This is a genomic window from Streptomyces pratensis (assembly GCF_016804005.1).
Classification (GTDB): domain Bacteria; phylum Actinomycetota; class Actinomycetes; order Streptomycetales; family Streptomycetaceae; genus Streptomyces; species Streptomyces pratensis_A.
Genome location: NZ_CP051486.1, coordinates 6,144,233 through 6,160,622, shown reverse-complemented (window position 1 = coordinate 6,160,622; position 16,390 = coordinate 6,144,233). Strand labels below are relative to the sequence as shown.

Annotated in this window: 19 protein-coding genes and 1 riboswitch; of the genes, 9 read left to right on the top strand and 10 right to left on the bottom strand. The window is 70.9% G+C overall.

Annotated elements, in window-relative coordinates; all coding sequences use genetic code 11:
- Positions 1-56 precede the first annotated feature (56 nt).
- The gene (locus tag HED23_RS36135; RefSeq protein ID WP_124277238.1) at positions 57-113 is read right to left on the bottom strand and encodes a trp operon leader peptide; all 57 of its coding nucleotides are present in this window, start codon (positions 111-113) and stop codon (positions 57-59) included.
- Positions 114-216: 103 nt separating this feature from the next.
- On the opposite strand from HED23_RS36135, the gene HED23_RS25480 reads away from it, so the two are divergent.
- The gene (locus HED23_RS25480; RefSeq protein ID WP_203185708.1) at positions 217-1,563 is read left to right on the top strand and encodes a class II 3-deoxy-7-phosphoheptulonate synthase; all 1,347 of its coding nucleotides are present in this window, start codon (positions 217-219) and stop codon (positions 1,561-1,563) included.
- Between the two features lie 158 nt (positions 1,564-1,721).
- Positions 1,722-1,991: a (2Fe-2S)-binding protein gene (locus HED23_RS25475; protein ID WP_203185707.1), complete on the top strand. Its 270-nt coding sequence runs from the start codon at positions 1,722-1,724 to the stop codon at positions 1,989-1,991.
- Between the two features lie 48 nt (positions 1,992-2,039).
- Here HED23_RS25475 and bfr read toward each other — a convergent pair whose 3' ends face one another.
- On the bottom strand, positions 2,040-2,519 hold the full coding sequence (gene bfr, locus HED23_RS25470; protein WP_203185706.1) for a bacterioferritin: 480 nt from the start codon (positions 2,517-2,519) through the stop codon (positions 2,040-2,042).
- Between the two features lie 155 nt (positions 2,520-2,674).
- Here bfr and HED23_RS25465 point away from each other — a divergent pair, with 155 nt between their 5' ends.
- Entirely contained in the window at positions 2,675-3,307 is a 633-nt protein-coding gene (locus tag HED23_RS25465) for a sulfite oxidase-like oxidoreductase (protein ID WP_203185705.1), read from the top strand.
- An 18-nt stretch (positions 3,308-3,325) separates the two neighbouring features.
- Here HED23_RS25465 and HED23_RS25460 read toward each other — a convergent pair whose 3' ends face one another.
- The 6 genes from HED23_RS25460 to thiO all read right to left on the bottom strand — a co-directional run bounded on the left by HED23_RS25460 (position 3,326) and on the right by thiO (position 9,106).
- Positions 3,326-3,847 carry a DUF4396 domain-containing protein gene (locus HED23_RS25460; RefSeq protein WP_203185704.1) on the bottom strand — a complete coding sequence of 174 codons (522 nt, stop codon included), beginning with the start codon at positions 3,845-3,847 and terminating at the stop codon, positions 3,326-3,328.
- A 74-nt stretch (positions 3,848-3,921) separates the two neighbouring features.
- The gene (locus HED23_RS25455) at positions 3,922-4,779 is read right to left on the bottom strand and encodes a deoxyribonuclease IV (protein ID WP_203185703.1); all 858 of its coding nucleotides are present in this window, start codon (positions 4,777-4,779) and stop codon (positions 3,922-3,924) included.
- Positions 4,780-4,801: 22 nt separating this feature from the next.
- Positions 4,802-6,718, bottom strand: a complete 1,917-nt coding sequence (gene pknB, locus HED23_RS25450; RefSeq protein ID WP_203185702.1) for a Stk1 family PASTA domain-containing Ser/Thr kinase — start codon at positions 6,716-6,718, stop codon at positions 4,802-4,804.
- A gap of 128 nt (positions 6,719-6,846) precedes the next feature.
- Positions 6,847-7,641, bottom strand: coding sequence for a thiazole synthase (locus tag HED23_RS25445; RefSeq protein WP_203185701.1), 795 nt, complete (start codon positions 7,639-7,641; stop codon positions 6,847-6,849).
- Positions 7,642-7,643: 2 nt separating this feature from the next.
- Positions 7,644-7,889 (bottom strand): sulfur carrier protein ThiS, encoded by a 246-nt coding sequence (gene thiS, locus HED23_RS25440; protein WP_203185700.1) that lies wholly within the window; start codon positions 7,887-7,889, stop codon positions 7,644-7,646.
- Positions 7,886-9,106 carry a glycine oxidase ThiO gene (gene thiO, locus HED23_RS25435; protein WP_203185699.1) on the bottom strand — a complete coding sequence of 407 codons (1,221 nt, stop codon included), beginning with the start codon at positions 9,104-9,106 and terminating at the stop codon, positions 7,886-7,888. Before thiO ends, thiS begins: the two co-directional genes overlap by 4 nt.
- A riboswitch (TPP riboswitch) is annotated at positions 9,104-9,216 on the bottom strand. (Overlaps the previous gene by 3 nt.)
- A gap of 51 nt (positions 9,217-9,267) precedes the next feature.
- Here thiO and HED23_RS25430 point away from each other — a divergent pair.
- The 6 genes from HED23_RS25430 (at position 9,268) to HED23_RS25405 (ending at position 14,127) form a co-directional block, all read left to right on the top strand.
- A complete protein-coding gene (locus HED23_RS25430) occupies positions 9,268-9,609 on the top strand; it encodes a hypothetical protein (protein WP_203185698.1) in 342 nt (113 codons plus the stop codon).
- A gap of 28 nt (positions 9,610-9,637) precedes the next feature.
- Complete coding sequence (locus HED23_RS25425; RefSeq protein WP_203185697.1) at positions 9,638-10,879, top strand: NAD(P)/FAD-dependent oxidoreductase; 1,242 nt, start codon at positions 9,638-9,640, stop codon at positions 10,877-10,879.
- Between the two features lie 59 nt (positions 10,880-10,938).
- Positions 10,939-11,304, top strand: a complete 366-nt coding sequence (locus tag HED23_RS25420; RefSeq protein WP_203185696.1) for an Rv2175c family DNA-binding protein — start codon at positions 10,939-10,941, stop codon at positions 11,302-11,304.
- Positions 11,305-11,514: 210 nt separating this feature from the next.
- The gene (thiE, locus tag HED23_RS25415; RefSeq protein WP_203185695.1) at positions 11,515-12,165 is read left to right on the top strand and encodes a thiamine phosphate synthase; all 651 of its coding nucleotides are present in this window, start codon (positions 11,515-11,517) and stop codon (positions 12,163-12,165) included.
- Positions 12,166-12,268: 103 nt separating this feature from the next.
- Positions 12,269-13,186, top strand: a complete 918-nt coding sequence (gene metF, locus HED23_RS25410; protein ID WP_203185694.1) for a methylenetetrahydrofolate reductase [NAD(P)H] — start codon at positions 12,269-12,271, stop codon at positions 13,184-13,186.
- Positions 13,187-13,236: 50 nt separating this feature from the next.
- Positions 13,237-14,127, top strand: coding sequence for a hypothetical protein (locus HED23_RS25405; protein ID WP_203185693.1), 891 nt, complete (start codon positions 13,237-13,239; stop codon positions 14,125-14,127).
- A gap of 88 nt (positions 14,128-14,215) precedes the next feature.
- Here the strand turns inward: HED23_RS25405 and HED23_RS25400 are convergent, their stop codons facing one another.
- Positions 14,216-15,721 (bottom strand): phytoene desaturase family protein, encoded by a 1,506-nt coding sequence (locus HED23_RS25400; protein ID WP_203185692.1) that lies wholly within the window; start codon positions 15,719-15,721, stop codon positions 14,216-14,218.
- 58 nt (positions 15,722-15,779) lie between these two features.
- Entirely contained in the window at positions 15,780-16,370 is a 591-nt protein-coding gene (locus HED23_RS25395) for a DUF4126 domain-containing protein (RefSeq protein WP_203185691.1), read from the bottom strand.
- Positions 16,371-16,390 lie beyond the last annotated feature (20 nt).

The window sequence follows — 16,390 nt, the reverse complement described above, 5'->3', positions numbered from 1 at the left end:
AACGCAGAGAAGGCCGCCCCTCGGGCGGCCTTCGCGAAGTCTGTACGCGCGATGAATCAGCGGGCCGCCGGATGAGCGGTCCACCACCAGTTCTGGGTCGTCTGCGCGAACATGCCACGTACCTTAGCGGAAGCGGTGGACATACGAGCGCGCGTCTCAATTGTTGAGCGGGCGGATGGGACGCCCTCCCGACCCCGTAATGTTGTCAAGGTGACCGTGAACGCCAATACCTCCGTCGCCGGTGGCCACACCTGGCGAGACCTTCCCGCGGCGCAGCAGCCCGAGTACCCCGATGCCGAGGCTCTGCGCGACGTACTCGCGGACCTCGAGTCGTATCCTCCGCTCGTCTTCGCCGGCGAGTGCGACCAGCTGCGCGCCCGCCTGGGAGCCGTCGCCAAGGGCGAGGCGTTCCTGCTGCAGGGGGGCGACTGCGCCGAGGCCTTCGACGCCGTGTCCGCCGAGCACATCCGGGCCAAGCTGAAGACACTGCTCCAGATGAGCGCCGTCCTGACGTACGCGGCCTCCGTGCCGGTCGTCAAGATCGGCCGTATCGCCGGGCAGTACTCCAAGCCGCGCTCCAAGCCGACCGAGACCCGCGACGGCGTGACCCTGCCGACGTACCGCGGTGACTCCGTCAACGGCTTCGAGTTCACCGAGGCCGCCCGCATCCCGGACCCCGAGCGGCTGAAGCAGATGTACCACGCATCCGCTTCCACGCTGAACCTGGTGCGCGCCTTCACCACCGGTGGTTACGCGGACCTGCGCCAGGTGCACGCCTGGAACCAGGACTTCGTGAAGTCCTCGCCGTCCGGGCAGCGTTACGAGGCCCTGGCCCGCGAGATCGACAACGCGCTGAACTTCATGAAGGCGTGCGGTACGGACCCGGCCGAGTTCAAGGCCGTCGAGTTCTACGCCTCGCACGAGGCGCTGCTCCTCGACTACGAGTCGTCGCTGACCCGCACCGACTCGCGCACAGGGCAGCTCTACGACACCTCGGGCCACATGGTCTGGGTCGGGGAGCGCACCCGCCAGATGGACGGCGCGCACATCGAGTTCGCCTCGAAGATCCGCAACCCCATCGGCATCAAGCTCGGCCCGACGACCACCGTCGACGAGGCGCTCGGCTACATCGACCGACTCGACCCCGAGCGCGAGCCGGGCCGGCTGACCTTCATCGTCCGCATGGGCGCCGACAAGGTACGGGACAAGCTCCCCGAGCTGGTCGAGAAGGTCACCGCCTCCGGTGCCACGGTGGTGTGGATGACCGACCCGATGCACGGGAACACCTTCGAGGCCGCCTCCGGCCACAAGACGCGCCGCTTCGACGACGTCCTGGACGAGGTCAAGGGCTTCTTCGAGGTGCACAAGCAGCTCGGGACGCACCCCGGCGGCATCCACGTCGAGCTCACGGGCGACGACGTCACCGAGTGTGTCGGCGGCGGTCATGAGATCTTCGTGGACGATCTCCACCAGCGCTACGAGACGGCCTGCGACCCGCGCCTCAACCGCAGCCAGTCCCTCGACCTGGCCTTCCTGGTCGCCGAGATGTACCGCGACCAGTAAGGATCACCCCTGGTCACGCCTGTGGGGCACGGATCGATGTGATCCGTGCCCCACGCGCGTACCCGGGCTTTTGCGTGAGCGGGCTCGCGGGTAAGGTTAGGTTAGCCTCACCGAGAATTCGGGACGGCGCACGATCGACCCGTCCGGAGGTGAACCGCATGTACGTCTGCTCCTGCTTCGGCATCACGGAGGACCAGGTCAAGAAGCATGCGGACGGCGGAGCGTGCACGCCCCGCCAGATCGCTTCCGCCTGCAAGGCCGGCACCGACTGCGGTGGCTGTGTTCGCAGGATCCAGGCGCTGCTCGGCCGCGGGGACTGCCCGCGCCGTGAGCTCGTCGAGAGCCGTACGGAGCCGGCGGGCGCCCCGGCCGGTGCGCCCGCCGCCCTCGGGGTCACTCCGGACGTCCGGCTTTCCGACGCCGCCTGACCTGACCGCCCGGGAGCGCCGCCGAATCGCGCCAGGGCCCCCGGAGGATCAGCTCTCCGGCTGCTCGATCACCTGGGCGATATAGAGCGGCTCGCCGAGTTTCTCGATCAGCTCCAGCTGGGTGTCGAGATAGTCGATGTGGTGTTCCTCGTCCGCCAGGATCGCCTCGAAGATGTTCGCCGAGGTGATGTCACCCTTGCCGCGCATTACCTCGATACCCCGCCTGAGGCGGTCGATCGCCTCCACCTCCACCTGACGGTCGGCCTGGAACATCTCGGTGACCGTCTGGCCGACCCGCACATGGAAGAGCCGCTGATAGTTGGGCAGGCCGTCCAGGAAGAGGATGCGGTCGGTGAGGATCTCCGCGTGCTTCATCTCGTCGAACGATTCGGCCCGGGTGTACTTGGCGAGCTTCGTCCAGCCGAAGTTCTCCTGCATCTTGGCGTGCAGGAAGTACTGATTGATGGCAGTCAATTCGGCGGTCAGCTGTTCGTTCAAGAACTCGAGGACCTCGGGGTCGCCCTGCATCGCAGAGGCTCCTTCCAACCGGTGAACTGGGCACGTTTGCGCGCATCCTCGCATCGCACCACGCGGCCGTCCAGTAAGTGCATGCTTAGTACGAGTTGCCCGAATCGACTCCGCCCTGGTCATGACCACCCCTGCCTGTCTGTCACCATGGAGGCATGGGTCAGCCGGAGAGCCGGGAACGCGGCACAGCAGAGCAGTCCGGGCTTCCACCGGGGCAGCGGCTGCAGCGAGGCTGGCCGGTCACCCATTACGGGCCCGTGCCCAAGTTCAGACAGGAACGCTGGGAGTTCCGGGTCTTCGGGGCCACGGCCGACGGCGACAAGCACTGCTGGAATCACCAGGAATTCAGTGCGCTTCCCTTCTCGTCCGTCGTCGCAGACCTCCACTGCGTGACGAAATTCAGCATGCTCGGAGCTGAATGGGGCGGAATCCTGGCCCGCGAGGTCGTGGAACTGGCGCCCCCCGCGCCCCACGTCACCCATGTGATGGTCTGGGCCGAATACGGCTTCAGCTCGAATCTCCGTATCGCCGACTTCGCCTCGGACCGCACGCTGTTCGCCACTCATAAGGACGGCGAACTGCTCACCGCGGAACACGGATTCCCGCTGCGCCTCGTCGTGCCGCATCTGTATGCCTGGAAGGGCCCCAAATGGGTCCGGGGCATCGAGTACATGACGGCCGACCGCCGTGGGTTCTGGGAGGAGCGCGGCTACCACAACGTCGGCGACCCGTGGAGCGAGCAGCGCTACTCCTACCAGGAGGAGCCCGGGGACGGGCCCGAGCTCTGACGCTCCCGCGGCGGCCGGTCAGTGGTGGTGGCGGTGCACCACGGCATGTCCCTTGCCGCGGCCGATCATCCACTTGTTGACCGGCGTCGTGACGACGAAGGCCGCTGCCAGGGCGAAGGCCAGGACCGTCCAGAAGATCCCGTCCGTGAGGCCGGCGTCCATGGCGCCCGGCCAGAGCGCGATGACTCCGTTGTCGATGAGTTCCATCACGGCGATCGACACGGTGTCCGCGGCCAGTGCGACCCGGACGGCCGTGCGGAGGCCCAGGCCGGCGGCCATGACCGAGCGCAGGGTCAGCGCATAGCCGAAGAGGAACGCGAGTGCGACCGCGAGCACCAGCGTCTGCACGTCGCCCCAGCCGAGTGCGGTGCCGACCACCATTCCGAGGACCTCGCCGATCGCACAGCCGGTGAGGCAGTGCAGCGTCGCGCGTGCGGCGACGGCCCAGGCCGAGCCGCCGCCCGTCACCCCGGCCTGTGTGCGGCGGCCGTCGTGGTGTCCCGGGCGCGTGCCCTGTGCGTGGTGCGCGTCGTGCTGCATGGGATGCCCCGAAGCCTTTCACGGTCGGCTGACACCCTCATAACAAAATACCCCCATGGGGTATTCCCTCCTGGTCAGAGGGAGTCACGGAGCTCCTTGAGCCGGGCGACGTCCGCCGCATGGCCTTCCTTGCCGCCGGGCGTCTCGATGATCAGCGGCACACCCTCGGTCGCGGGATGCCGGAACAGCTCACGGAACGGCTCGACGCCGATATGACCCGCGCCGATGTTCTCGTGCCGGTCCTTGTGGGCGCCCACCACGTCCTTGGAGTCATTGGCGTGGATCAGCTTCAGCCGCCCCTCGCCGACCGTGTCCACCAGCAGGTCCAGGGTCTGCCGCATGCCGGCGGGACCTGCCAGGTCGTGGCCCGCCGCGTAGATGTGGCAGGTGTCCAGGCAGACCCCCAGTTTGGGGTGGGATTCCAGGGCCTCGAAGTACGGGCCGAAGTCCCAGGTCCGCGAGCAGAGCGAGGAACCCTGCCCGGCGGTCGACTCCAGCAGCAGGAACGGATCGTCGTCGTGGGTCAGCTCCTCCAGCAGCGGGAGCATGTGCGTACGCACCTGGGCGAGGGCCTCCGCGCGCGGGCGTCCGCCGGTCGCCGAGCCGGTGTGCACCACCACACCCAGGGCACCGATCTCCCTCGCCCGGCGCAGGGAGTGGCGCAGCGACAGGACCGACCGCTCGACCGTGGCCTCGGTGTGCGAGCCGAAGTTGATCAGATAGGGGGCATGGACGTAGGCCGGGACCGACTCCGCCGCACACTCCGAGCGGAACAGCTCGTCCTGCGCCGGGTTCCCGGACGGTGTCGCCCAGCCGCGCGGATTGGCGACGAAGACCTGCACGGTCTCCGCAGCCAGCTCCCGCGCGTATCCGAGGCCGATCTTGGCCAGTCCGCCGGCCACGGGAACGTGACCGCCTATGGGATTACGCATGTGCTGCCAGTCCTCGGTGGGTCTACAGGGCCTTGGTCCTGATGGTGACAGTGGATCCTTCGGCGGCCTTCTCGCCGCCCTCGACCGACTGGCTGCCGACCTTGTCGCTGAAGGAGAGGAACGGGCGGTCGACCTTGACCTCGAACCCCGCCTCCTCCAGTGTGCTCCGGGCCTCGTCGACGTCCTTCCCCGTGACATCGGGGACCTGGAGCATGCGCGGGCCCTTGGAGACCGTCAGTTCAACGGTGTCTCCCTCGGCGGCCTCCGCACCGCTGCCGGGCGACTGCCGGGCGATCTCGCCCGCTGCCTCCGGAGAGTTGACCCGGTCGGTCAGCACCTTCGTCGTGAGACCCGCCTCGTCCAGCGCGGCCGTGGCGTCCTCGACCGGAAGGCCGGTGACGTCGGGCACGTCGACGGGACTGCCCTTGCTGACGACAAGGGCGACCGCGGAGTCGGGCCGGCGCTCCGTGCCGGCCCGCGGATCGGTACGGATCACCTTGCCCCGGTCGATCTCCTCGCTGAACTCGCGGGTCACCATTCCGGGCTCGAGCCCCGACTTCTTCAGCACACGCCGCGCCTCGGCGAGGGCGAGGCTCTCCACATCGGGAACCTTGACGATCTCCGGGCCGCGCGAGATCACCAGCTTCACCGCGTCGTTGCCCCGGATCCGCTCGCCGGAGCCCGGATCGCTGCTGATCACCGTGCCGCGCTGCACCGTGTCGCTGTAGGCGCGCTCGACACCCCTGAGGTCGAGCCCCTCATCCGCCAGCCGCCGCTCGGCAGCGCTCTGGGTCTGGCCGAGGAGTGAGGGAACCCGGGTGAACTGACCCGAGTTGATGTACCAGACGCCCGCTCCGGCCCCCAGCACGAGCAGCACGGCGACGAGCACGGCGACCGCCCCGCGGCGGCCCCGGCCCGCGAAGGGCATACGCCGCCCGCGCCCCGGATCCGAGGGCGGGGGCATCTCCAGCCGGCTTGTGTGGTGCGCCGTGCCCTGTCCGGCCGGTATGACCCTGGGGATCACGCTCGTACGGTCCTCGGCGGCGTCGTGCACCTCCGCGATGGCCTGCGGAGGCATCGCGTCGAGCTGCTCCCCGGTGAGGGCAGCCCGTATGTCGCGGGACCTCGCGAGCAGGGCGACCGCGTCGATCGGCCGGACGTCGGGGTCGCGCGCGGTCGCCGCGGCCACCAGCTCGTCCAGCCCGGCGGCCAGTCCCGGAACGGCGCCGGACGGCGCCGGGACGTCGTTGTTCAGGTGCTGGTAGATGACCTGGGCGGCGGTGTCCCCGGTATGAGGCTTGCCGCCGGTCAGCATCTCGTACAGCACCACACCGCAGGCGTACACGTCGGACCGGGTGTCGGCAGTGCCCTGTTCGATCTGCTCCGGGGCGAGATACGAGACGGTGCCCAGGAGCGAGCCGGTGGTGTCCGTGGCGGTCCCCACGGCGCGCACGAGGCCGAAGTCGGCGACCTTCACCCGGCCGTCGTCCCCTATCAGGACGTTCTCCGGCTTCATGTCGCGGTGGACGAACCCCGCGCGGTGCGCTGCGCCGAGGGCCGCCAGCACCGGTTCGAGGATGTCCAGTGCGGCCCGGGGCTGCAGCGCTCCGCGCTCACGCAGGACATCACGCAGCGTGCAACCGGCGACGTACTCCATCGCCAGGTACACGTACGCGCCTTGTGCGCCCTGGTCGAAGACACCCACCACATTGGGGTGTGCGAGCCGGGCGACGGACTTCGCCTCGCGGATGAAGCGTTCGACGAACGCGGCGTCGGTCGCCAGCGCCGGGTGCATCACCTTGAGGGCGAGCACCCGGTCGAGCCGGGTGTCCATGGCCCGGTAGACCGTGGCCATACCGCCGACGGCGATGCGCGCATCGATGCGATAGCGGCCGTCGAGCAGCTGCCCGACAAGGGGGTCCTGGAGGGTCGTGTCCACGGAGCGAGTCTACGAGCTGCCACGGACACGACGGAGTGGCGATGGCCTCCCGTGGGCTGTTCCGGTGCGGAGCCGTGACAGGGGCATGCACGTGCTGTGACCGGGAGGCCGCCGCGGGTGCCCGGACCTCAGAAGGCGGGGCGCTCCGGATCCAGCGCCGCGCGGCCCTCCGAGGGCGAGGACGCCTCGGCGAAATGGCGGCGCGGGATGCGTCCCGCCCGGTACGCCAGGCGCCCGCCGTCCACCGCGTGCCGCATCGCGGCCGCCATCAGCTCCGGCTCCTGCGCCCGGGTCACCGCCGAGGCGAGCATCACAGCGGCACAGCCCAGTTCCATCGCCAGCGCCGCGTCGGACGCGGTGCCCGCGCCGGCGTCCAGGATCACCGGTACCGCGGCCTGCTCGACGATCAGCTGGAAGTTGTGGGGGTTACGGATCCCGAGACCGGAACCGATCGGGGAGCCCAGGGGCATGACCGCCGCGCACCCCACGTCCTGGAGCTTGCGGGCCAGCACCGGGTCGTCGTTCGTGTACGGCAGGACCGTGAAACCGTCGTCCACCAGGATCTCGGCGGCGTCCAGCAGCTCGATCGGATCGGGCAGGAGGGTCCGCTCGTCGGCCACGACCTCCAGCTTGATCCAGTCGGTGCCCAGCGCCTCCCTGGCCAGCCGGGCCGTCAGCACGGCCTCGCCGGCCGTGAAACAGCCGGCGGTGTTCGGCAGGACCTGGATGGAGAGGCGTTCCAGGACGGAGAGCACCGAACCCCGCACGGTCGGATCGAGCCGGCGCATCGCCACGGTGGTCAGCTCGGTGCCCGACGCGATCAGGGAACGTTCCAGTACGTCGAGGCTGGGCGCACCGCCCGTACCCATGATCAGGCGGGACGAGAACGTGGTGGATCCGAGCCCGAGGAGATCGTCGGACATGGTCAGCCTCCCTGGACCGCGGTGAGGACCTCGACGCGGTCACCGTCGGCGAGCACGGTGGCGGACCACTGGCCGCGTGGGACGACGGCCTCGTTCACCGCGGCGGCCACCCCGGAGGGGGCCGTGGTCAGTGCCGCGACCAGGGTGGCCAGCGCGGTGCCGGCGGGGACGGAGCGGTCCTCCCCGTTGACGGAAACGGAAACGGCGGAAGGGGGGACAGGGACGGCGGCGGGCACGGGCTGTGTCATACGGGCTGCTCCTGCGGCGCGGGGGTGGTGTCTTCGGGGGAGGGGGTCCGGGAGGTGTCCGGAGAGGCGGTGACGGGGGCGAAGCGGCTCGGCGCGAAGGGGCGGCCGAGCTCGGGCAGCTCGCCGGTGGTCAGAACGTGGGCCATCACCTCGCCGGTGACGGGAGTCAGCAGCACCCCGTTGCGGTGGTGCCCGGTGGCGAGATGCAGGCCGGGCAGTGCCGTGGGGCCCAGCAGCGGCGCGTTGTCCGGTGAGGCGGGCCGCAGACCGGCCCGGGTCTCGGTCAGCGGCAGCTCGGTGATCCCGGGCATCAGCTCATGGGCGTCACGCAGCAGCTCGTACACCCCGCCCGCGGTGACCGTGGTGTCCCAGCCCAGTTCCTCGGTGGTGGCGCCGACCACCAGTTCACCGTTCGCACGCGGGACGAGGTAGACCTGACCGCCGCGCACGACGGCCCGCACCGTCCTGCTGAGGAAGGGGGCGTACGAGGGAGGCACGGTCAGCCGCAGCACCTGCCCCTTGACCGGGCGTACCGGCGGCACGACCGCCTCGGGAACACCCTGGAGCCGGCCGCTGAGGCTGCCGCCGGCGAGTACCACCTGGCCGGCGGCGAGCTCGGTACCGTCCGCCAGGACGGCTCCCGTCGCCCGGCCTCCCGTGACGGAGAGCCGCTGGACCCAGTCGCGGCGGAAGACCACCCCCGCCCGCTCGCACGCGGTGACCAGCGCCGAGGCCAACCGCCTGGGGTCCACCTGGTGGTCGCCGTCGACCCGCAGCCCGCCGCGCACACCCGGTGCGAGCATCGGTTCCAGGCGGCGGCACTCGCGGCCGCTGAGCCACTCGGACTCCAGCCCCGACCGCCGTTGCAGAGCGTGCAGCTCCCGCAGATGCGTCCGGTCGTCCGAGTCCAGCGCGACGGACAGGGTGCCGCAGGCCCGGAAGCCGGTCTCCTGCCCGCTCGCCTCCTCCAGCTCGGCGACGAACTCCGGGTAGCGGGCAGCGGAGGCCACATTGAGACCGAGCAGCATCTGCTCGCCGTAGTGGAGTTCGGTGACGGCGGCGAGCATCCCGGCCGCGACCTGGGCGGCCCCGCCGCCCGGTTCTGGATCCGCCAGCGTGGTGCGCAGACCGTGCTGGGCCGACCGCCAGGCGGTGACCAGACCGATGATGCCGCCTCCGACGACCAGGACGTCGGAACTGTCTGCGGATATGCGCATGGGCGTCCAGCCCCTCCCTTCGCCGGCATGACCCGGATCAGGTTCGTACGGTCGGAGGCCGGCCAGCCTCCCTCTCAGCCCGGTGCGTCCGGACTCCCGCGAGTGTCTTACGGTGACCAGCCTAGACCCCACCGCCCGTAGCCAGTAAGGGAGCCGTACCCGTGGCCCGTTCACTCGACGGACTCGTCCTCTCGCCGGTCGCCGACCAGGCCCCCGGCCAGGTGGGGACCCGGACCCGCTTCTCGTACCACGAACAGGACGGCCGGATATGGGCCGAGTACGCGGGTGGCGACGTCGTCCGCGGGCATCTCGTCGGGACCAGGGAGGCGGACAGCCTGGACTTCCGCTACGTCCAGTTGAAGCAGGACGGAACGACATCCTCGGGGCACTGCGTCTCGGCCGTCACGGACCTTTCCGACGGCAGGGTCCGACTGGACGAGACCTGGGAATGGGAGTCCCAGGAGGGCAGTGGGACGAGCGTGGTGGAGGAACTCGCCGAATGACGGAACGTCACGTGGCTAGGGTGGACGGGTGAGCGAGCAGACAGAGCACCTGGCAGCGGGACACCGGGCCCGGGACGTCGTGATCGTGGGCGCCGGTATGGCCGGTGTGCAGACGGCCGTGGCCCTGCGCGAGCAGGGCTTCACCGGCACCGTCACCCTGATCGGTGCCGAGCCGCACCAGCCGTACGACAGGCCGCCCCTGTCCAAGGCAGTCCTGCTCGGCAAGGCGGAGGACTCGGCCTTCGACGTCGACTTCGAGGCCCTGGACATCACTCTGCGCCTCGGGCTCGACGTGACCGGCCTGCGTGCGGGGACCCATGAGCTGGACACCCCGGAGGGGCCGGTCGCCTACGACGTGCTGGTCCTGGCGACCGGTGCGGAACCCGTCGCGCTGCCCGGTTCGGAGGGGGTGCCCGGCGTCCATCTGCTGCGCACCCTCGACGACGCCGCGCGGCTGCGGCCCGTCCTGGAGCGGCAGCACGACGTGGTCGTCGTCGGAGCCGGCTGGATCGGGGCCGAGTTCGCCACCGCCGCCCGCGCGGCCGGCTGCGCGGTCACGGTCGTCGAGGCTGGGGCCCGCCCCCTCGCGGGCACGATGCCCGCCGAGGTCGCCGCTCCGATGGCCGCCTGGTACGCCGAGAGCGGAGCGGAACTCCTGACCGGCGCCCGGGTCGCACGGGTGGAACAAGGCGCCGTCCAGCTGGCCGACGGCCGGGTGATCCCCGCCGGAGCGGTGGTCGTCGGTATCGGTGCCCGGCCTGCCACCGCGTGGCTGGCGGGCTCCGGCATCGCACTCGGCCCGGACGGCTCGGTCACCGCGGACAGCTCGTTGCGCACCTCGCTGCCCGACGTCTACGCGGTGGGCGACTGCGCCTCCTTCCCGTCCGTCCGTTACGGGGAGCGGCTGCTGGTCCACCACTGGGACAACGCGCTCCAGGGGCCCCGGACGGTCGCAGCCGCCCTCGCGGACGACGTGGTCAGGGCGTACGACCCGGTGCCCTACTTCTGGTCCGAGCAGTTCGGGCGCTTCGTCCAGTACGCCGGCCACCACGCCGGTGCCGACACACTGCTCTGGCGGGGCGACCCCGCGGACCCGTCCTGGACGGTCTGCTGGCTGAGGGAAGGGGTCCTGGTCGCGGTGCTGGCCGTCAGCAGGCCCCGCGACCTGGCGCAGGGGCGCAAGCTCGTCGAAGCCGGTGCGCGGATCGACCCGGCGCTGGCCGCCGACTCCTCCGTACCGCTGAAATCGACGGTGCTCCAGGGGCAGTGACGGCCCCGTACGGTCGGCCCGGGTACCGACTGTCGGTCCGGGATGGCACGCTTGTCCTTGTGACCGAGATTGACGCAAAGATCGATGCTCTCGTCCCCGCCTGGCTCCACCTTCCCGACATCGCGGAAATGCTCGATGTCGAGGTGACGCGCGTACGGCAGCTGGTCAAGGAAGGCCAGCTGATCGCCGTACGACGTGGTGAGAACCGGACGCTCCAGGTGCCTGCCGCCTTCATCGACGGCGACAAGGTGGTCAAGGGCCTCGTAGGGACCCTGACGCTCCTGAGGGACGACGGCTACAACGACGAAGAGATGCTGGACTGGCTCTTCACCCCCGACCCGAGCCTGCCCGGAACTCCCGCGCAGGCCCTGAGCGAGAATCGCGGTACGGAGGTGAAGCGCCGGGCCCAGGCGCTCGCCGTCTGACCGGACGACCGTGAGTGGGGTGCGGGCCGCGGCACACGCGGCCCGCACTCCGCCGTTATCGGGCGTACCGTCACGGCGGGCCATCGACGTACGGGCGATGCGTCGCCGACCGAAGAACCGCCGCACCGCAGAACCGCCGCACCGCAGAACCGCCGCACCGCCGCACCGCAGCACCGAAGAACCATCGACGCACCGACGGGGGAAATGATCATGTCCACGCCTCGCAATCGGCTTTCCGCAGCCCGGCTGTACCTGTGCACGGACGCGCGAAAGCGGCAGGGCGATCTCCCCGAGTTCCTCGACGCGGTGCTGGCCGGCGGCGTGGACATCGTGCAGTTGCGGGACAAGGGCATGGAAGCGGCCGAGGAGCTCGAACACCTCGCCGTCTTCGCCGACGCCTGCAAGCGTCACGGCGCGCTCCTCGCGGTGAACGACCGGGCCGATGTCGCCCACGCCATCGGTTCCGACGTGCTGCACCTGGGGCAGGGCGATCTGCCCGTACCCGCCGCCCGCGCCGTCATCGGAGGCGACGTGGTGATCGGCCGTTCCACGCACGCCGAGGCCGAGGTCGACGCGGCTGCCGCCGAGGCGGGAGTCGACTACTTCTGCACCGGCCCCTGCTGGCCCACGCCGACCAAGCCGGGCCGGCACGCCCCGGGGCTCGGCCTCGTGCGCTACGCCGCCTCGCTCGGCACGACGCGGCCGTGGTTCGCCATCGGGGGGATCGACGCGGGCAACCTGGACGAGGTGCTGGACGCCGGCGCACGACGCGTCGTCGTCGTGCGGGCGATCACCGAGGCGGCGGACCCTGCCGAGGCGGCAGCCTCCCTCGCGCGTCGAATCCGGGCACACGCCGTCTGAGCAGGACGGAGAGGGTGTCCGAGGGGTGGACAAAATCCGCCTCATTCCGGGCAATCCGTTCCTTCTGGTTGGGGGACCGCCGTGCCCTGGTTAACCTCCCAGTATGGCCCTTGGTACACCTTCCACAAGGACAGATCACGCGCGGACCGTGCGTGAGGTGCTCGCGACCGGTGAAACGTCGTTCTCGTTCGAATTCTGGGCACCCAAGACCGCGAAGGGTGAGCGGAACCTCTGGAACGCGCTGCGCCGCGTCGAGGCGGTGGCGCCGAGCTTCGTCTCCGTGACGTACGGGGCCGGGGGCTCGACCCGCGCCGGGACGGTCCGGGCGACCCAGCAGATCGCCGCGGACTCCACGCTCACCCCCGTCGCGCACCTCACGGCGGTCGACCACTCCGTCGCCGAGCTCCGCAACATGGTCGGGCAGTACGCCGACGCCGGTATCCGCAACATCCTCGCCGTGCGCGGAGACCCGCCCGGCGACCCGATGGGCGAGTGGATCGAGCACCCTCAGGGCGTGCGGTACGCGGCGGACCTCGTCCGGCTGATCAAGGAAGCCGGTGATTTCTGCGTCGGCGTCGCGGCTTTTCCCGAAATGCATCCGCGGTCCGCCGACTGGGACTCCGACATCGGTCATTTCGTGGACAAGTGCCGCGCCGGTGCCGACTACGCGATCACCCAGATGTTCTTCGACCCGGAAAGCTATCTGCATATGCGTGACCGTGTCGTCGCTGCGGGTTGCGATACCCCGGTCATTCCCGAGGTGATGCCGCTCACCAGCGTCAAACAGCTGGAGAGATTCGCGCAGCTCAGCAACGCGTCCCTGCCTTCATCGCTGAAAGAGCGCATCCTCGCCGCAAAGGACGACCCGGCCGCTGTACGCTCCATTGGCATCGAGTTCGCCACGGAGTTCTGCGCGAAACTGCTCTCCGAGGGAGTCCCGGGGCTGCACTTCATCACGCTCAACAACTCGACGGCGACACTCGAGATCTACGAGAATCTCGGACTGCACAAGCAGTCGTGACCGGCCGTACCCGCCACCAACCGGGGCGGTGGCCGTAGGAGGGGGCGGGCGTGGGCTGGACGGTCCTCTACATCGCATTCGGCATAGTGGCGCTGTGGCTGCTGGGCGAGGTGCTCCTGCAGTACAAGGCGCGCCTGCGCTGGCGGCTGCTCGCCTTCGGCGGCTTCGTCGGTGTGGTCCTCGGTGTTCTGATCCCCTCCGTGCTGGTGATCGCCCTGGGGGCGATCGCCTTCGCGACGGGTCAGACGTATGTGACGCTCTCCTTCAGGCGAGGCTTCTCGACCGGATGGGCCATAGGCGGCAGTCCCGGTGAGAGCCGCCGTCGCCGCGGGTCGGGCGGCCCGGCGAACCAGGATCCCGTGCTCGAGGTCTCCGGCCTGGAGTACGAGGGAGGGTCCCAGCAGGCGGAGGCCGGCCCCGCGGCGGTCTACGCACCGGAGCCGCTGCCGGACGACACCGGGCAGTACGGCATCTACACCGACCCTGCTCCGGCCGGCGGCGGTGGTCACCAGGATCAGCACGGCGGACAGCAGCCGCAGTACGCCGCATACGACCCGTACGCCGGCTACGGCCAGCAGGCCCCCCAGGACCCTTACGGCGGTCAGGGCGGGTACCAGGACCAGGGCGCCTACGCGGGCCAGTACGACCACGGCACGGACCAGACGGGCTACGCCGCCTACTCCGATCCCTACATCGGCACGGGGACCGGGCAGTACGCCGCGTACGACGGCTACGGCAGCGACCCCGCCCAGGGCGGCGCCGGGCAGCAGCCCGCAGACCCGTACCCCGGGCACTACACGGACACCCCGCCCGGCGGGGTGTGGGTCCCGCAGCAGCGGGAGAGCGAGCAGTACCCCCCGCTGCCGCCGGAGGCCCCGGTCCGGCCCGCCCCGTACGGCAACGGATACGACACCGGCCAGAACGAGCAGTACCGCTACTGACCCGCAGGCGGGCCGCCGGTATCCGGCGGCCCGCCCCGGCGCGGCACGGCCGGGCTCACCACGGGCGGCGGAGGCGCCGCGGCCGGGCTCACTGCGATCCGCGGAAGCCGTCACCCTCCACGACCAGGCCGGCGACCAGGGCACCCGACATCCCCGCGTGGGCCATCCCGCCGCCCGGATGCGACCAGCCGCCCGCCAGGTACAGGCCGGGCAGCGTGGTGCGGTTCCCCGCACGCAGATACGCGCCCCCCGCCCCGGCCAGGGCCGGAGCCGGCACCGAACCGCCCTGGGCGCCCGTGCCGGCCGCGGTCTCGGCGGGCGTACGCACCTCGGCGTGGAGTATCCGCTCGCGGAGGCCGGGGACGGCTTCCGCGGCCCGGCCGATCACCGCGTCCGCGAACCGCTCGCGCAGCGTGGCGTCCGTCCAGTCGACCGGACCGTGCGGCGCCACCGTGGCCGTCAGGGTCACCGCCTCGTGCTCCTCGTCGGGGCGGGTGGCGGGGTCGTCCGGGCGCAGCACCGTCACCGTGGGCTGCTCCGCCGTCCGGCCGCCGAACACCGCCTCCTGCTCCGCGCCGGGATCCACGGCGTGCACCACGGTCCGGTGCGCGGCGCCCGCTTCCCGGGCGCCGCGCAGCGACAGCAGGACGAGGAAGCGGCCCGGCACCGGAGCCGGAGCACCGGGTGCCCCGACGGCTGGTCCCTCCTCCCGGGTGGGGAGGAGCCCGGGCGCCGGCTGCGCGCCCAGGACCACCTGACCGGCCTCCGCACTCGTGCCGTCCGCGAGCTCGATCCCGGTCGCCCGCCCGTCCTTCTCGGACACCCGGACCACATCGGCGCCGAAGACGAACTCCACCTTGCGTGCCAGGCACCGCTCGTACATCGCGTCCGCCAGCGCGCGCATGCCTCCGGCGACGTACCAGCTGCCGAAGGTCTCCTCCATGTACGGAAGGAGGGCGGCGGCGGCCGGGGCGCGGCGCGGATCGAGCCCGTACGACAGGGCGTACCCGTCGAGCAGGGCTGCCAGGCGGGGATCCGCCAGCTCCCAGGCGCCCACCTCCGCCACCGTCCGGGCCTGCCGGGCGGCGCGCAGCAGTCTGCGCCGACGCACCGCGGGGTAGGGATCGCGGCCCAGCGACTGCGGGTCCTCCGGCAGCGGCTCCTCCAGCAGCGGCCTGCGCGACCGGTTCCACGCAGCCCCCGCCCGGTCCAGGAAGTCCCCCCACCGGGCCCCGGCCCCCTCGCCGAGCGCCCGGTCCAGTGCGCCGGTCACCCCGGCCCGCGAGGCGTTGGGCAGCGACACGGTGGTGCCGTCCGCGAAGAGATGGCGGCTCGCAGGGTCGACCTGGGTGAGCGTGACGCACTGCTCCAGGCTTTCCTTGCCCGTCTTCACGAACAGGTCGCGGTAGACCGCCGGCAGGTGCAGCAGACCGGGGCCGGTGTCGAAGACGAAGCCTTCACGGGTGTACCGGCCGAGGGAGCCGCCGTAGGTGTCCGACCGCTCGTACACCGTCACCCGGTGGCCTGCCACGGACAGCCGGGCGGCCGCCGCCATCGCGCCTGCCCCGGCGCCTATCACCACAATTCGTGCCATGCCAGTGACTTTAAGGGGTGCCGCCGACAGGTCGTCCGTGAGGCCGGTGCCTGCCCGCTCAGGCCAGACGTCTCTCCTCGCGGCGCTGCGCCCGGCGGCGCAGGAACCTGCGGATCCGGGAGGCCAGAAAGACCAGCGTCACCAGGCCGAGCAGCAGGAGAACCCCGGCCACGACGGCCGCGGCCACGGGGTTGAAGACAGCGAAGGTGATGATCCCGGCGACGCCGAGATCCTCCGCGACGCTGACCCCGACGTTGCTGAAGGGCTCGGGCGACGTGTTGACCGCCATCCTGGTGCCGGACTTCACCAGATGACTCATCAGCGCGGTCGAGCCTCCCACGGCAGCCGCCGCGAGCTCCGGCAGCGAACCGCTCTCCCCGGCGAGCAGCGCCGCGACGACCGCGCCGGCCACGGGTCTGATCACCGTGTGCGCCGCGTCCCACGCCGAGTCCACGTACGGGATCTTGTCGGCCACCGCTTCGAAGAGGAACAGCACACCGGCGGCCACGAGTACATCGGTGCGCTGCAGTGACTCGGGCACCTCGTCGGTGAGGCCCGTCACGCCGAAGACGCCGAAGAGGAGGACCACCGCGTAGGCGTTGATCCCGCTCGCCCAGCCACTCGTGAACACCAGGGGGAGTACGGACACGGAGGCGATCGTAGCCAGCC

Coding starts and splice junctions, on each gene's coding strand:
- HED23_RS25475 (WP_203185707.1), top strand. CDS start 1,722: ATGTACGTCTGCTCCTGCTTCGGCATCACGGAGGACCAGGTCAAGAAG.
- bfr (WP_203185706.1), bottom strand. CDS start 2,519: ATGCAGGGCGACCCCGAGGTCCTCGAGTTCTTGAACGAACAGCTGACC.
- HED23_RS25465 (WP_203185705.1), top strand. CDS start 2,675: ATGGGTCAGCCGGAGAGCCGGGAACGCGGCACAGCAGAGCAGTCCGGG.
- HED23_RS25460 (WP_203185704.1), bottom strand. CDS start 3,847: ATGCAGCACGACGCGCACCACGCACAGGGCACGCGCCCGGGACACCAC.
- HED23_RS25455 (WP_203185703.1), bottom strand. CDS start 4,779: ATGCGTAATCCCATAGGCGGTCACGTTCCCGTGGCCGGCGGACTGGCC.
- HED23_RS25445 (WP_203185701.1), bottom strand. CDS start 7,641: ATGTCCGACGATCTCCTCGGGCTCGGATCCACCACGTTCTCGTCCCGC.
- thiS (WP_203185700.1), bottom strand. CDS start 7,889: ATGACACAGCCCGTGCCCGCCGCCGTCCCTGTCCCCCCTTCCGCCGTT.
- thiO (WP_203185699.1), bottom strand. CDS start 9,106: ATGCGCATATCCGCAGACAGTTCCGACGTCCTGGTCGTCGGAGGCGGC.
- thiE (WP_203185695.1), top strand. CDS start 11,515: ATGTCCACGCCTCGCAATCGGCTTTCCGCAGCCCGGCTGTACCTGTGC.
- metF (WP_203185694.1), top strand. CDS start 12,269: ATGGCCCTTGGTACACCTTCCACAAGGACAGATCACGCGCGGACCGTG.
- HED23_RS25400 (WP_203185692.1), bottom strand. CDS start 15,721: ATGGCACGAATTGTGGTGATAGGCGCCGGGGCAGGCGCGATGGCGGCG.